We start from the raw sequence: 14,702 nt of genomic DNA on the forward strand, positions 1-14,702 counted from the left end.
AGGTTTCGTCGATCGTGCAACCAGGGTCCGCCGTGGGATGGCCGGTTCGGTGGGTCATCCTGGTTCCCGTCACCGTGAATCCCGTTATTTCTCGGGCGAATTCGCTCGTGTAGGAGTCCGTCTCCGTTTTCCGCCCACCATGCAGGTGATGGCATCTGCGGTGGCGCGGCGTTCGCTGATTCCACCGGCGTCGGTGGGGGAGGGGGCCGGCGCAGGCGTAGCAGATGCGACCCCCGACGGGCAGCCATGCGCGATCGGGCGCCCTCACGGATCTGACCGGGCGTGATGCCGAAAGCCGCCATCTGGCCGTTCACGGGGTTGAACCCCGGCCTTCCCGGGCCCGGCGGCGCGGTTACGCAGCTGCGGAAAAACCCAGGTGTCCTGTCGCCGGCAGGGCATCCGGAGCGGCTCCCGCAGATGCAAAAAACCCCTCCGGAGCAGGGGTTTTCAATGGTGCGCCGTCAGGGTTTCGAACCCCGGACCCGCTGATTAAGAGTCAGCTGCTCTACCAACTGAGCTAACGGCGCTTTCGGTCGGTCTCGACCGCGTTTGCGACAATAACAGGCATCCCGCCGCAGGACGAAATTGCCGGATGCTCCCAGGATAGCGCAACGGCGGCGGTCCCCGGCGTCGCCCCAGCCCCGCGACGAGCCCCCTCGGTGACCGACTTGTGTCCGAAATCGCCGTCTGCGGCTCGTCACGGCGGCGTCGGCAAACCCCGTAAAATGCTTCCAACCATGCGGGTCAGTGGTGACCGGAGCAGGCAGGACGATGTGAAAGGTCACTCGATGGCGGCTTTGCCGATACGCCGATCGTGGCTGGCTGTGCTGGCCGTCGCGATTGCTGTGTTCGGCGTCTCCTGCAGCGCCGACCACCGGGCGGCGCCGCCGAACGTCATCGTCGACAAGGGCACCCCGTTCGCCGATCTGCTGGTCCCCAAGCTCACCGCCTCGGTGAGCGACGGTGCCGTCGGCGTCACCGTGGACACGCCGGTGACGGTGACCGTCGCCGACGGGGTGCTCGCGTCGGTCACCATGGTCAACGAGAACGGCAGGTCCATCAGCGGCCGGCTCAGCCCCGACGGCCTGCACTGGGCGACCACCGAGCAACTCGGCTACAACCGGCGTTACACGCTGACCGCCAAGGCGCTGGGCCTCGGTGGCGCTGCGAGCCGGCAGATGACCTTCCAGACCAGTTCCCCCGCCCACCTGACCATGCCTTACGTCTATCCGGGCGACGGCGAGGTGGTGGGCATCGGCGAGCCGGTGGCGATCCGTTTCGACGAGAACATCGCGAACCGTGCCGCGGCGCAGAGGGCCATCACCATCACCACCGAACCGCCGGTCGAAGGCGCGTTCTACTGGCTGACCAACCGCGAGGTGCGTTGGCGCCCAGAGCATTTCTGGAAGCCCGGGACCACCGTCGACGTGACGGTCAACACCTACGGCGTCGATCTGGGCGACGGTATGTTCGGCGAGGACAACGTCAAGACGCACTTCACCATCGGTGACGAGGTCGTCGCGACCGCCGACGACAGCACCAAGATGATCACCGTGCGCGTCAACGGCGAGGTCGTGAAAACCATGCCGACGTCGATGGGCAAGGACAGCACCCCGACGGCCAACGGCATCTACATCGTCGGCTCGCGGTTCAAGCACATCATCATGGACTCCTCGACCTACGGGGTGCCCGTCAACTCGCCCAACGGATATCGCACGGAAGTCGACTGGGCCACGCAGATGTCCTACAGCGGCGTGTTCGTGCACTCCGCGCCGTGGTCGGTCGGCGCGCAGGGCCACAGCAACACCAGCCACGGCTGCCTCAACGTCAGTCCCGCCAACGCCGAATGGTTCTACGGCCACGTCAAGCGCGGCGACATCGTCGAGGTCGTCAACACGGTGGGCCCGACGCTGTCGGGCACCGAGGGCTTGGGCGACTGGAACATCCCGTGGCCGGTGTGGAAGGCCGGCAACGCCAACACCTGACGCAGCCGCGCGGCACGGGGCCGGACCTGGCCCACCGGGAATCCGCGATGCACAAGGTCAGAGGGGCTGAATACCACCTCTGACCGGTGGGGTGAGTGGGACTCGAACCCGCGACCCCCAGGATCACAACCTGGTGCTCTACCAACTGAACTACACTCACCATGCCGCCGGGCCGGCCCCGGACCGGGGCCAACGAACGGCGACGTCGATACTAGCCGGTCGTTGGCCCGGGGGCCGAATCGTTTGGTTCCGGTGGGTCGCTTTTGTTCGCAAGGTGGGCGGCGACCGCCTCGATTTCGCTGGTAGAGGGGCCCGGCGGCGAAACGAAGGCGGTCCGGCGGTAGTACTGCAACTCCCGGATGGATTCGTGAATGTCGGCCAGTGCCCGGTGGGCCAGGCCCTTCTCCGGCTGGCCGAAGTAGATGCGTGGGTACCAGCGCCGGCAGAGTTCCTTGATCGAACTCACGTCGATCATCCGGTAGTGCAGGAACGAGTCCAGTGCGGGCATGTCGCGGGCGATGAAGGAGCGGTCGGTGGCGATGGAATTGCCCGCCAGCGGCGCGCTCCTCGGTTGTCTGACGTGGTTGCCGATGTAGTCCATCACGATCGCCTCGGCGGTGGCCAGGTCGATGGTGGACGCTTTCACCTCGTCGGTGAGCCCGGAGCGCGCGTGCATGTCGGCGACGACGTCGATCATCGACGACAGCGCGGCGTCGTCGGCGTGGATGACGACGTCGACGCCCTCGCCCAGGATGTTCAGGTCGGGGTCGGTGACCAGTACCGCGATCTCGATCAGCTTGTCCGAACGCAGGTCCAGTCCGGTCATCTCGCAGTCAATCCACACCAATTCGTCCACCACAGCGCTCAGCGTAGGCGCACGCGAGCCGTCGCCCCTGCGTCCCCCTGACAAGTAGGGTGAGTTTGCCGAACGGGTAACGATCGGGAAGAGGGCGCAGCACATGAGCACCGAATCAGCGGCGACACCGGCCCAACGCATCGCCGCCGGCTACACCGTCGAGGGCCGGGCCCTGGAACTGGGCAGCGTCGTCGTCGACGGCGTCGCCGACCCGGCCGCGCGGATCCGCATCCCGCTGGCCACGGTCAACAGGCACGGTCTGGTGGCGGGGGCGACCGGAGCCGGCAAGACCAAGACGCTGCAGCTGATCGCCGAACAGCTCAGCGCCGCGGGCGTGGCCGTGCTGATGGCCGATGTGAAAGGCGACCTCTCGGGTCTGTCGCGAGCGGGGGAGGCCAACGAAAAGACGGCCGCGCGGGCCAAAGACACCGGCGACGACTGGGAGCCGGCGGCGTTCCCGGTGGAGTTTCTGTCGCTGGGTACTGGTGGCGTCGGTGTACCGCTGCGGGCGACCGTTGCCGGTTTCGGCCCGGTCCTGTTGTCGAAAGTGCTGGGGCTCAACGCCACCCAGGAATCGACGCTCGGGCTGATTTTTCATTGGGCCAAGCAGGCCGACCGTCCGCTGGTCACCCTGGACGATCTGCGCGGCGTGATCAGCCACCTGGCCGGCGACGAGGGCAAGGCCGACCTGAAAGATTTGGGCGGGGTCTCGTCGACGACGGCGGGCGTCATCCTGCGGGCGCTGGTGAATCTTGCCGGGGAGGGCGGTGACACCTTCTTCGGCGAGCCGAAGCTCGACCCGCACGACCTGCTGCGTGTCGACGCCCAGGGCCGCGGCATCATCTCGTTGCTGGAGTTCGGCGGTCAATCGTTGCGCCCGGTCATCTTCTCCACCTTCCTGATGTGGCTGCTCGCCGAGTTGTTCGCCGAACTGGACGAGGTCGGTGATGTGGACAAGCCGAAGCTGGTCTTCTTCTTCGACGAGGCGCACCTGCTCTTCACCGACGCCTCCAAGGCGTTCCTCGATCAGGTCGAGCAAACCGTCAAGCTGATCCGCTCCAAGGGCGTCGGGGTGTTCTTCTGCACCCAGTTGCCCACGGACGTGCCCAACGACGTGCTGTCCCAACTCGGCGCGCGCATCCAGCACGCGCTGCGGGCGTTCACCCCCGACGACCAGCAGGCACTCAGCAGGACCGTCCGCACGTATCCCAAAACCGATGTCTACGAACTGGAGTCGGCGTTGACGTCGCTGGGGATCGGCGAGGCCGTCGTCACCGTGTTGTCGGAGAAGGGCGCACCGACACCGGTGGCATGGACGCGCTTGCGCGCACCCCGATCGCTGATGGCCGCGATCGGTACCGACGCGATCGCCGCGGCGGCCAAATCCAGTCCGCTGCAGGACAAGTACGGCAAGACAGTGCAACGAGAGCCGCAGCCGCCGCACGCCCGCTCCGGCTACCCCTCGAGCCCGTCGGACGAACCGGTTCCGCCGATGCCGGAGCCCTTCGAGCCGGAGCGGTCTGGCTTACTGGCAAAGCTGTGGCACGATCCGGAAGTGCAAAGCGCCGTGAACACCGGGATCCGCGAGCTCATCAGAGCCAGGTTCGGCACCGGCCGTCGCAAAGGGAGATAAGGATGGCCGGGCTCGTCGCGAGCGCGGCGCTCGCTACCCGCCGCCCAGCTTCTTGTAAAAGCTGCCGACGATGGGCGCGACGATGGCCCGGGGGGCGTACCCGCTGGCCACCGACATGGCCTTGGATGTCAGTCCCGGGACGATGCGCATCTTGTTGCGTTCCAACGCATCCAGCGCGGCCTGGGCGGTGTGTTCGGTGGAGATCCACAAGAAGTCGGGCACCAGCCTTTCGACCAGCGACGCCTCGGCGTCGTCGGGCAGATCGGTGCGCACCGGGCCCGGAGCCAGCAGCGTCACATGCACACCGGAGCCGCGGAGCTCGCCGCGCAACGATTCGCTGAACGTGTTCGCGAACGCCTTGGTGGCGGCATAGGTCGCGTTGTAGGGAATCGGCGAGTTGCCCGCCGCCGAACCGGAAATCAAGATGCCGCCGGCCCTGCGCGCCACCATGCCGGGCAGCACGGCCAGGGTGAGGTCGTGCACTGCCACCGCATTCAGCTGGACCTGCGCCTTCTCGCCCGCCGGGTCGAGCTTTGTGATCGGACCGAAAGTCGCGGTGCCGGCGTTGGCGCACAGGATGGAGACGGGGCGGGCGGCGAGTTCGTCGCACAGCTTCGCCCGGTCCGTGGGGTCGGCGAGGTCGGCGGGCCGGACGTCGACGGCAACGCGGTACCGGTCGGCCAGGCGGGCCGCCAGCTCGTTGAGCAGTTGCTCGCGTCGGGCGGTGATGATCAGGCTGTATCCGCGCGCCGCGAGTTCGGTGGCCAGCGCCGCACCGATGTTCTGCGAGGCCCCGGTGACGACCGCGCGCGCGTCGGAGCTGGGGGCGGGTACCGGCATGGGCCAATGGTAGTCAGCGAGCGCGGCGGAGCCGGGCGCGGCGGGTCACCTGCCCGTTCAAATTGGGGCTCTTCTGGGAACTCCGTGGGTCATGGGATGGCCGGATAGAGCTGGAGCCCGCCGAGGTGGAAGTAGATCGCGGTCTTGAAGTGCTCGCGGTTGCGGTAGCCGCGGGCCGAAACCCGGATGGCCTGGATGCGTGAGTTCAGGCCCTCGGCACCGGCGTTGGTGATGCGGTGGGCGAAGTAGGACAACAGCCCCGCCTCGTGGCGCTTCAACGTCTTGGCCGCGTCGATGATCGGCTTGAGACGGCAGTGGGTGGCCCAGAAGTACCAGCGCTTAAAGTGTTTGGCTGCCCAGCCGCGACGCTGGTAGGACCAGAAGTGCCGCAGGCTCTCCTTGATCGCCCATGCCCGAGCGGTTTTCAGGTCACCGGAGCGCAGCGTGGCGAAGCGGTCTTGGTGACGGTCGGGCAGGTTCTCCGCCGAATACAGCCACAGGTACTTGCTGCCGGCCAGGCTCTTATCGCCGGCCGCGGCCAGCGCCCGGTTCTCGGCCTTGCGCACGGTGTCCACGGCCTTGGTCAGGTAGCCCATCAGGTGGTAGCGGTCGAAGACGATCTTGTTCTCGGCGTCGCTCAGGTGCGCGCGCACCGAGGCGGCGAACGGCTCCCACATGTCCATTGCCACCGCCTCGATCCCGGCCAGCTGCTCGGGGGTGAACCGGTCGAAGTAGCCGTCCAGGCTGGCCTGGCGGCGTTCGTCGGCGATGTAGTCCACCGTGCCCGCGTCCAGGTCACTGACCACGGTGATGTAGTCCTGTCCCTTCCCGGCCGCCTTCTCATCGACCCCGACGTGGGCCGGCGCCACCAGCGGTTTGGCGGCCAGGCCGCGGGCCACCGCACGGTCCATCAGGTGCCACGCCTCGTCCCAGCTGACCCGCAGCAGCCCGGCCGCGGCCGCCACGTCGCACGCGGCGAGCACGTCGATGGCCAGCCGCTCAAACAACATGGTGAACCGCGAATGCGGCTCGGCCCACGGCAGCCGCACCTGATGCACCCCGTGCTCGGGACAGGCCACCCGCGGCGGGCTGGCATGCAGGAACGTCAGAAACGCACACGAGTCCAGATGCCGCCACGCCCGTTCCTCGCCATGGTCATACACCGACAGCTCGCGCTCGCAGTCCGGGCAGGCGAACCGGGTCCGGCCCGGATGCACGACCCAGACGTCCACCCGACCTTCCTGAGCCGACAGCTCCACCCGTTGCACCTCCCACAGCGCTACCAGTCCCAGCAGATGGCGGTACAACTCGGTGTCGCGCACACAGCACATCCTGCCGCCCTGCGCCCATCACGCCCAGACCAGACCCACAGAAAACCCGGAAGCGCCCAAATTGGCAGCGATCGCGAGCGCGGCGGAGCCGGGCGCGGCGGGTCACCTGCCCGTTCAATAGAGTCGCCGACATGAATCGACCGGGGTCGCGTTCGGACGGGCCACTGTGGTCTCGAGTGGTGGCGTGGGCGCTGTGGGATTGCGGCTCCCTCGGGATGAACGCCGTCGTGGCCACGTTCGTCTTCTCGGTCTATCTGACCGGCAGCGTCGGGAAGGGGCTCTCCGGTGGTACGTCGCCGGCCAGTTGGCTGGGTCGTGCGCTGGCCGTCTCGGGGGTGACCATCGCGGTGTTGGCGCCGCTCGTCGGCGTCTGGGTGGAGGCCCCGCATCGTCGGCGGGTGACGCTGACCGTCCTGAGCGGTCTCGCGGTGACGTCGACCAGCGCCATGTTCCTGATCCGCGACGACCCCAGTTATCTGTGGGCGGGTCTGGTGCTGCTGTCGGCCACGGCCGCGTGCGGTGATCTGGCCGGCGTTCCCTACAACGCCATGCTGCGTCAGATCTCCACGCCGCAGACGGTGGGACGCATCTCCGGCCTGGGTGCGGCGGCCGGATTCACCGGCAGCGTCGTGTTGCTGCTCCTGCTCTATGCCGGCTTCATCTCCGGCAGCGGCCCGGTGCGCGGGCTGCTGCGCGTGCCGGTCCACGACGGGCTCTACGTCCGGGCCGCGATGCTGCTGACCGCGGCGTGGTTCGCGGTGCTGGCGCTGCCGTTGCTGTTCGTCGCCCACCGGCTGCCCGACTCCGGCGAGGTGGCCTCGCATCCGACGAGCATGCTGGGCGGCTATCGCAAGCTGTGGACGGAGGTCAGCGCCGAATGGCGCCGCGACCGCAACCTGGTCTATTTCCTGGGGGCCAGCGCGCTGTTCCGGGACGGGCTGGCGGCGGTGTTCGGCTTCGGCGCCGTGCTCGGCGTCAATGTCTACGGCCTCTCGCAGGCTGGTGTGCTGGTGTTCGGTATGGCGGCCAGCGTGGTGGCCGCGGTCGGCGCGGTGGCCGGCGGGTTCGTCGACCACCGGATCGGCTCCAAACCGGTCATCCTGGGGTCACTGACAGCGATCGTCCTCGTGGCGCTCGCGCTGATGGCGTCGTCCGGTGCGCATGCCTTCTGGTTGTGCGGGTTGCTGCTGGCGTTGTTCGTCGGCCCGTCGCTGTCGTCGTCGCGCGCTCTGCTGCTGCACCTGTCCAAGCACGGCGGGGAGGGCGTCGCGTTCGGCCTGTACACGATGACGGGCCGGGCGGCGTCGTTTCTGGCGCCGTGGTTGTTCTCGATTTTCGTCGACGTCTTCGGCGCCGTCCGCGCCGGGCTCGCCGGCATTTCCCTGGTGTTGGTCGCCGGCCTGCTCGGGATGCTGGCGGTGCGTGCGCCGGCGCGCCGCGCCGTCCTCGCCGAACAGGCTTAGCGGCGTTCAGCCCCTGGCATCGCACATTGTCAGGCCCACCCCGACCCGTCGGCTGACCTGCACCCCGGCGACGGTGACCGTGCAGGTGACGTCGTGGCCGAAGTTCACGATCGTGACGTTCGCCGGGTGGGTGGGCGACTTGGCCAGCCTGACCTGTTTGCTCCACGGCAGCGCGACGTTGAACTCGGTCTGGATGAGGCCGCCGGTGGCGACGTACATGATGCTGAGGGCACGGCCCTCGCCGGTGACCTCGTAGACGACGTCCTGCATGGCGGCCGGCGGGCCGGTCGTTTCCGACGGCGTTTCCGGGCCGAACGTCGGAGGCACCGGCGCGGGAAAAGGTGAGTGCGGCGTGCGCGTCGGCGGTGCCGTCGTCGGCGTGGGGATCCACGTGCCCGGCCCGGGCATGGGGGGCAAGGCTGTCTGGGTTTGGATGACGGTGTTGATCAGCACCAGCGCGACGAGCCCGACGACCAGCAGCACCGCGATCCCCGAGGCGACCCATAACCACCGCGGCGCCTTCGGGCTCCTCGGCGGCGGAGGAGCGATCCCCGGGGGCGGCATCTCGCCCGGCGGGGGCTGGCCGTACTGCCAGTAGGTCGGCAGTGGTGCGGTCGGTTCGGCCTCGTTGAGGCCGGTAGTCCATTGCGGATAGTGCCCGCCGTACGTCGGCGCGAACGACGCCTGGTCGGCGTAGGCCGGGTCGACGGGCGGCGAGTACCAGCGGCCACGCGGATCGGTCGGCTCCGACCCCGACTGAGGGGGACTGAACCGCTCGGGTCGACGTGGATCGTTCATGTCCACCTCATGGCTAGCAGGGTACCTGTGCCGAAACCATGACAGGTTGCTCACCGTCGGACGCCCGATTCAGGGGCACTGATTTCCCGCCGTGAGCGCGGCGACGGTCATGGCGCGCATGACGGCGCGCGACCTCGCCGTGCCCCCGGGCTTGCTGCGCGAGTTGTCGGGGGACTTCATGGCATGCGGCGTCGAGTTCAGCAGTCCGAACACCGCGTGGGCCGCCAGCCGGGCGTCGGCTTCGGCCAGCTCGGGGTTCAGTTCGCGCAGCACGCCGACCCAGACCTCCACGTACTGGCGCTGGGCTTTGCGGACCTGCTTCTCGGCCGCCTCGGGCAGGTGTGCGAGGTCACGGTCCTGGATGCGGATCAGGTCGGGTTCGCCGAACGCGAAGTCCAGGTGGAAGTCGATGAGGCCGTCGAGGGCCGCCGCCGCGTCGGCGTTGCGGGCCCGCACGTCGCGGGCCCCGGCGAGTAATCGGGCGCTGATGCCCACCAGCAGCTCGACCAGCATCGACTCCTTGTTGGGGAAATGCCGGTAGATGGCGGGACCGCTGACACCGGCGGCCTTACCGATGTCTTCCAGCCGGACCGCAAGGAAGCCACGTTCGGCGAACAGCCGTTCGGCGGCCGCCAACAGTTGCAGGCGCCGGTCGGACTTCAACTGGCTGCGGCGATTTGGCGCCTCGGGATGACCGGTCTGGCTTTCCGGAGCGGACGCCGTCACGCCGGACCTCCCGTACCCAACTCGACCGTTCGGTTAATCGTCACTAACGTAGCACGAGTCGGTGGCAATCGACTTCGGCGAGCGTCTAGGTTGGTATCCAAACCACCCGGAGGGACCGTGGCAACCGCAGGAGCCGCACACATCGATCCGCTGTCGATCGATCGCGGCCCGAGCGAGCCCGCGTTGCTCGACATGACGATCGGCGCCAACCTCGCGGACACCGCCGCCGAGCACTCGACGCACGACGCCCTCGTCGACATCCCGGCCGGGCGGCGATGGAGCTACGCCGAACTGCTGGCTGCGGTGCGGGGTTTGGCGACCGGGCTGCTGGGTGCGGGTGTCGGCGTGGGCGACCGGATCGGCATCTGGGCGCCGAACCGGTGGGAGTGGGTGCTCGTCCAGTACGCCACCGCCGAGATCGGTGCGATCCTGGTGACCGTCAACCCCGCTTACCGCAGCCGCGAATTGGAGTATGCGCTAAGGAAATCCGGGGTCGCGTTGGTGATCGCGGCCCCGCGGTACAAGACCACCGACTACGCCGCGATGCTCGCCGAGGTGGCCCCGCGCTGTCCGGCGTTGCGCGAGGTGGTGTTGTTGGAGAGTCGGCGGTGGGAGGAGCTCTGCGGCGCCCGGGTGGACCCGGCCGCGCTCGGCGAGAGGGCGGCCGCACTCGACGGCGGCGACCCGATCAACATCCAATACACCTCCGGCACAACGGGATACCCGAAGGCCGCCACGCTCAGTCACCGCAACATCCTCAACAATGGTTATCTGGTCGGGGAGCTGCTCGAGTACACCGCCCGGGACCGGATCTGCGTCCCGGTCCCCTTCTACCACTGCTTCGGAATGGTGTTGGGCAACCTGGCCGCCACGAGCCACGGCGCCTGCATCGTGATCCCGGCGCCCGGTTTCGAACCGGCCGCCACGCTGCGTGCGGTGCAGGCCGAGCGTTGCACCAGCCTGTACGGCGTGCCGACGATGTTCATCGCCGAACTGGGTTTGCCGGACTTCGCACGCTACGAGCTGGGCAGCCTGCGCACCGGGATCATGGCCGGCTCCCCTTGCCCGGTCGAGGTGATGCGCAGGGTGATCGAGCGCATGCACATGCCGGGCATCTCGATCTGCTACGGCATGACCGAGACATCCCCGGTGTCCACGCAGACACGCATGGACGATTCGCTGGAGCGCCGGGTCGGCACGGTCGGCCGGGTGGGTCCGCATCTGGAGATCAAGGTGATGGACCCGGTGACCGCCGAGATCGTGCCCCGCGGCGTGGCGGGTGAGTTCTGCACCCGCGGCTATTCGGTGATGGCGGGTTACTGGGACGATCCCGAGCAGACCGCCGAGGTCGTCGACGCCGACGGCTGGATGCACACGGGGGACCTGGCCGTCATGGACGCATCCGGTTACGTCCGGATCACGGGCCGGATCAAGGACATCGTCGTTCGGGGTGGCGAAAACATCTCCCCGCGCGAGATCGAGGAGTTTCTCCACACCCATCCCGACATCGTCGACGGCCATGTCGTCGGGGTTCCCGATGCTCGGTACGGCGAGGAGCTCATGGCGGTGGTGATGCTGCGGTCCGGAGCGCCGGAGCTGACCATCGAGGCGCTCCGCGAGTTCTGTGCGGCCGGCATCGCGCACTTCAAGATCCCGCGGTACCTGTGGATCGTCGACGAGTTTCCGATGACCGTCACGGGCAAGGTCCGCAAGAACGAGATCCGGCAGCGGGCGATCGAATACCTCCGGGGTCGTGACTGAGTGGCGGCTCCCTCCCTGGACGCACCGTGGGCGCGATGGTATTCTCACCCCAGTTAATTGGTATTAACTGAATCTGCGCGACCCCCAAGGCGAGGAGGCCCTGCGCTCATGGACAAAGTGGTGGCTACCGCCGCGGAGGCGGTCGCGGACATCACCGACGGGTCGTCGCTGGCCGTCGGGGGATTCGGTGTCTGTGGCATTCCCGACGCGCTGATCGCCGCGCTGGTCGACAGCGGGGTCACCGACCTCGAAACCGTGTCGAACAACTGCGGCATCGACGGTGTCGGACTTGGGGTGCTTCTGCAGCACAAGAGGATTCGGCGGACCACCGCCTCCTACGTGGGCGAGAACAAAGAGTTCGCCCGGCAGTTCCTCTGCGGCGAACTCGAGGTGGAGCTCAACCCGCAGGGCACGCTGGCCGAGCGGCTGCGTGCCGGCGGCATGGGAATCCCGGCGTTCTACACACCGGCTGGCGTCGGCACCCAGATCGCCGACGGCGGGCTGCCGTGGCGCTACGACGCCTCGGGGGAGGTGGTGGTCGTGTCGCCCGCCAAGGAGACCCGCGAGTTCGACGGCATCACCTACGTTCTCGAGCGGTCGATCCGCACCGATTTCGCGCTGGTGCACGCCTGGAAGGGCGACCGGCACGGCAACCTGGTCTACCGCGAGGCGGCCGCGAACTTCAACGCCGACTGCGCCGGGGCCGGCCGGATCACCATTGCCCAGGTCGAACATCTCGTCGAACCCGGAGAGATCGATCCCGCGGCCGTGCACACCCCGGGTGTCTTCGTCCAGCGGGTGGTGCACGTGCCCAATCCCGTCAAGCTGATCGAGAAGGAGACGGTGCGATGAGGAGGAGTGGCGCGAGATGAGCGCGCCGGCGACGATGCAGAGCGAAGCGATGAGGAGGAGTGGCGTGAGATGAGCGCGCCGGCGACGATGCAGAGCGAAGCGATGAGGAGGAGTGGCGTGAGATGAGCGCGCCGGCGACGATGCAGAGCGAAGCGATGAGGAGGAGTGGCGTGAGATGAGCGCGCCGGCGACGATGCAGAGCGAAGCGATGAGGAGGAGTGGCGCGAGATGAGTTGGAGCAGGGACGGCATGGCCGCCCGCGTTGCGGCGGAGTTCGAAGACGGCCAGTACGTCAACCTCGGCATCGGGATGCCCACGTTGATCCCCAACCACGTGCCCGAGGGGGTGCACGTGGTCCTGCATTCGGAGAACGGCATCTTGGGTGTGGGGCCCTATCCGACGCGCGCACAACTCGACCCAGACCTGATCAACGCTGGCAAGGAGACGGTCACCACCCTGCCCGGCGCGGCGTTCTTCAGCTCCTCGACCTCGTTCGGCATCATCCGAGGCGGACACCTCGACGTCGCGGTGCTCGGGGCCATGCAGGTCTCGGCAACCGGCGACCTGGCCAACTGGACGATTCCGGGCAAGATGGTCAAGGGCATGGGCGGTGCCATGGACCTGGTGCACGGTGCCCGCAAGGTGATCGTGATGATGGAGCACGCCGCGAAGGACGGCAGCCCGAAGATCCTGGAGCGCTGCACGCTGCCGCTGACCGGTGTCGGATGCGTGAACCGCATCGTCACCGAGCTCGCGGTCATCGACGTCCGCGCCGACGGCCTGCACCTGGTCGAGACCGCCCCCGACGTCTCGGTCGACGAGGTCGTCGCCAAGACCCAACCGCCCCTTGTGATTCCAGCGGCCGCGCGGTGACCGCCACGACGACCGCGCCCTCGTTCGCCGACGAGCACCGCCGGCTGGTCGCGGAGCTGAACGCCAAGCTCGCGGCGGCGGCCCTCGGCGGCAACGAGCGTGCCCGGGAACGCCACGTCAGCCGCGGCAAGCTGTTGCCCCGCGACCGCGTCGACCGCCTGCTCGATCCGGGCACCCCGTTCCTGGAGCTGACCCCGTTGGCGGCCACAGGGATGTACGGCGACGAGTCGCCGGGGGCGGGGATCATCACCGGGATCGGGCGGGTGTCCGGGCGCGAATGCGTGATCGTCGCCAACGACGCGACGGTCAAGGGCGGCACCTACTACCCGATGACGGTCAAGAAGCACCTGCGCGCCCAGGAGGTCGCGCTGCACAACCGGCTGCCGTGCATCTACCTGGTCGACTCGGGCGGGGCGTTCCTGCCGCGCCAGGACGAGGTGTTCCCCGACCGCGAGCACTTCGGCCGAATCTTCTACAACCAGGCCACCATGAGCGCCAAGGGAATTCCGCAGGTTGCCGCTGTGCTGGGCTCGTGCACCGCGGGTGGGGCCTACGTGCCGGCGATGAGCGACGAGGCCGTCATCGTCCGCGAGCAGGGCACGATTTTTCTCGGCGGGCCGCCGCTGGTCAAAGCCGCCACCGGCGAGATCGTCTCGGCCGAAGAACTCGGCGGCGGTGACCTGCACTCGCGGGTCTCCGGTGTCACCGACTATCTCGCAGACGACGACGAGCACGCGCTGCGGATCGTGCGCGGCATCGCGGCCACTTTCGGCCCGCGCGAGCCGGCCCAGTGGGAGATCCGGCCCACGGTCGAGCCCGGGCACGCGCAGACCGAGCTCTACGACGTCGTGCCGCCCGACCCGCGGGTGCCCTACGACGTCCACGAGGTCATCGTCCGGCTGGTTGACGGGTCGGAGTTCGGCGAGTTCAAGGCGAACTACGGCAAGACGCTGGTGACCGCATTCGCGCGCATCCACGGCCACCCCGTCGGGATCGTCGCCAACAACGGCGTGCTGTTCGGCGAATCCGCTTTGAAGGGAGCGCATTTCATCGAGCTATGCGACAAGCGCAACATCCCGCTGCTGTTTTTGCAGAACATCGCCGGGTTCATGGTCGGCCGCGACTACGAGGCCGGCGGGATCGCCAAGCACGGCGCCAAGATGGTCACCGCCGTGGCCTGCGCCCGGGTGCCCAAGCTGACCGTGGTGATCGGCGGATCCTACGGTGCGGGCAACTATTCGATGTGCGGCCGGGCGTACTCGCCGCGCTTTTTGTGGATGTGGCCCAACGCGCGCATCTCGGTGATGGGCGGGGAACAGGCCGCCTCGGTGCTGGCGACCGTGCGCGGCGAGCAACTCAGCGCCTCGGGCAAGCCGTGGTCGGCCGACGAGGAGGAGGCGTTCAAGGCGCCCATCCGCGAGCAGTACGAGGACCAGGGCAACCCGTATTACTCCACGGCCCGGCTGTGGGACGACGGCATCATCGACCCGGCAGACACCAGACTGGTTGTGGGGCTATCCCTTTCAGTGTGTGCTCACGCACCGCTGGAACCCGTCTCCTACGGCGTCTTCCGGATGTGATGAG

The 14,702-nt window shown here is 68.1% G+C and carries 12 protein-coding genes and 1 tRNA gene; 7 read left to right on the forward strand and 6 right to left on the reverse strand.

Annotated elements, in window-relative coordinates; all coding sequences use genetic code 11:
- Positions 1–451: 451 nt before the first annotated feature.
- Positions 452–527: transfer RNA gene (locus AB8998_RS10165), tRNA-Lys, on the reverse strand.
- A 261-nt stretch (positions 528–788) separates the two neighbouring features.
- On the opposite strand from AB8998_RS10165, the gene AB8998_RS10170 reads away from it, so the two are divergent.
- On the forward strand, positions 789–1,985 hold the full coding sequence (locus AB8998_RS10170) for a L,D-transpeptidase (protein WP_369737813.1): 1,197 nt from the start codon (positions 789–791) through the stop codon (positions 1,983–1,985).
- A gap of 211 nt (positions 1,986–2,196) precedes the next feature.
- Here the strand turns inward: AB8998_RS10170 and orn are convergent, their stop codons facing one another.
- A complete protein-coding gene (gene orn, locus AB8998_RS10175) occupies positions 2,197–2,844 on the reverse strand; it encodes an oligoribonuclease (RefSeq protein ID WP_369737815.1) in 648 nt (215 codons plus the stop codon).
- Between the two features lie 100 nt (positions 2,845–2,944).
- On the opposite strand from orn, the gene AB8998_RS10180 reads away from it, so the two are divergent.
- Positions 2,945–4,474 carry a helicase HerA-like domain-containing protein gene (locus AB8998_RS10180; RefSeq protein WP_369737817.1) on the forward strand — a complete coding sequence of 510 codons (1,530 nt, stop codon included), beginning with the start codon at positions 2,945–2,947 and terminating at the stop codon, positions 4,472–4,474.
- Positions 4,475–4,507: 33 nt separating this feature from the next.
- Here the strand turns inward: AB8998_RS10180 and cmrA are convergent, their stop codons facing one another.
- A complete protein-coding gene (cmrA, locus tag AB8998_RS10185; protein WP_369737819.1) occupies positions 4,508–5,314 on the reverse strand; it encodes a mycolate reductase in 807 nt (268 codons plus the stop codon).
- 89 nt (positions 5,315–5,403) lie between these two features.
- Complete coding sequence (locus AB8998_RS10190) at positions 5,404–6,636, reverse strand: ISL3 family transposase (RefSeq protein WP_369737157.1); 1,233 nt, start codon at positions 6,634–6,636, stop codon at positions 5,404–5,406.
- A 140-nt stretch (positions 6,637–6,776) separates the two neighbouring features.
- On the opposite strand from AB8998_RS10190, the gene AB8998_RS10195 reads away from it, so the two are divergent.
- On the forward strand, positions 6,777–8,108 hold the full coding sequence (locus AB8998_RS10195) for an MFS transporter (protein WP_369737821.1): 1,332 nt from the start codon (positions 6,777–6,779) through the stop codon (positions 8,106–8,108).
- A 6-nt stretch (positions 8,109–8,114) separates the two neighbouring features.
- Here AB8998_RS10195 and AB8998_RS10200 read toward each other — a convergent pair whose 3' ends face one another.
- Positions 8,115–8,906, reverse strand: coding sequence for an MmpS family transport accessory protein (locus AB8998_RS10200; RefSeq protein WP_369737823.1), 792 nt, complete (start codon positions 8,904–8,906; stop codon positions 8,115–8,117).
- A 69-nt stretch (positions 8,907–8,975) separates the two neighbouring features.
- Positions 8,976–9,632, reverse strand: a complete 657-nt coding sequence (locus tag AB8998_RS10205; RefSeq protein WP_369737825.1) for an SACE_7040 family transcriptional regulator — start codon at positions 9,630–9,632, stop codon at positions 8,976–8,978.
- Positions 9,633–9,824: 192 nt separating this feature from the next.
- Here AB8998_RS10205 and AB8998_RS10210 point away from each other — a divergent pair, with 192 nt between their 5' ends.
- The 4 genes from AB8998_RS10210 to AB8998_RS10225 all read left to right on the forward strand — a co-directional run bounded on the left by AB8998_RS10210 (position 9,825) and on the right by AB8998_RS10225 (position 14,698).
- Positions 9,825–11,393: an AMP-binding protein gene (locus AB8998_RS10210; protein ID WP_369741505.1), complete on the forward strand. Its 1,569-nt coding sequence runs from the start codon at positions 9,825–9,827 to the stop codon at positions 11,391–11,393.
- Positions 11,394–11,501: 108 nt separating this feature from the next.
- Complete coding sequence (locus tag AB8998_RS10215) at positions 11,502–12,245, forward strand: CoA transferase subunit A (RefSeq protein ID WP_369737827.1); 744 nt, start codon at positions 11,502–11,504, stop codon at positions 12,243–12,245.
- Positions 12,246–12,473: 228 nt separating this feature from the next.
- Positions 12,474–13,118, forward strand: a complete 645-nt coding sequence (locus AB8998_RS10220; protein WP_369737829.1) for a CoA transferase subunit B — start codon at positions 12,474–12,476, stop codon at positions 13,116–13,118.
- Entirely contained in the window at positions 13,115–14,698 is a 1,584-nt protein-coding gene (locus AB8998_RS10225) for a carboxyl transferase domain-containing protein (RefSeq protein WP_369737830.1), read from the forward strand. The genes AB8998_RS10220 and AB8998_RS10225 overlap by 4 nt, the downstream gene beginning before the upstream one ends.
- The last annotated feature ends 4 nt before the right edge of the window (positions 14,699–14,702 follow it).

Origin of the sequence: Mycobacterium sp. HUMS_12744610 (assembly GCF_041206865.1) — a bacterium.
In the GTDB taxonomy this organism is placed as follows: Bacteria; Actinomycetota; Actinomycetes; order Mycobacteriales; family Mycobacteriaceae; genus Mycobacterium; species Mycobacterium servetii.

Coding starts and splice junctions, on each gene's coding strand:
- AB8998_RS10170 (WP_369737813.1), top strand. CDS start 789: ATGGCGGCTTTGCCGATACGCCGATCGTGGCTGGCTGTGCTGGCCGTC.
- AB8998_RS10180 (WP_369737817.1), top strand. CDS start 2,945: ATGAGCACCGAATCAGCGGCGACACCGGCCCAACGCATCGCCGCCGGC.
- cmrA (WP_369737819.1), bottom strand. CDS start 5,314: ATGCCGGTACCCGCCCCCAGCTCCGACGCGCGCGCGGTCGTCACCGGG.
- AB8998_RS10195 (WP_369737821.1), top strand. CDS start 6,777: ATGAATCGACCGGGGTCGCGTTCGGACGGGCCACTGTGGTCTCGAGTG.
- AB8998_RS10200 (WP_369737823.1), bottom strand. CDS start 8,906: ATGAACGATCCACGTCGACCCGAGCGGTTCAGTCCCCCTCAGTCGGGG.
- AB8998_RS10210 (WP_369741505.1), top strand. CDS start 9,825: ATGACGATCGGCGCCAACCTCGCGGACACCGCCGCCGAGCACTCGACG.
- AB8998_RS10215 (WP_369737827.1), top strand. CDS start 11,502: ATGGACAAAGTGGTGGCTACCGCCGCGGAGGCGGTCGCGGACATCACC.
- AB8998_RS10220 (WP_369737829.1), top strand. CDS start 12,474: ATGAGTTGGAGCAGGGACGGCATGGCCGCCCGCGTTGCGGCGGAGTTC.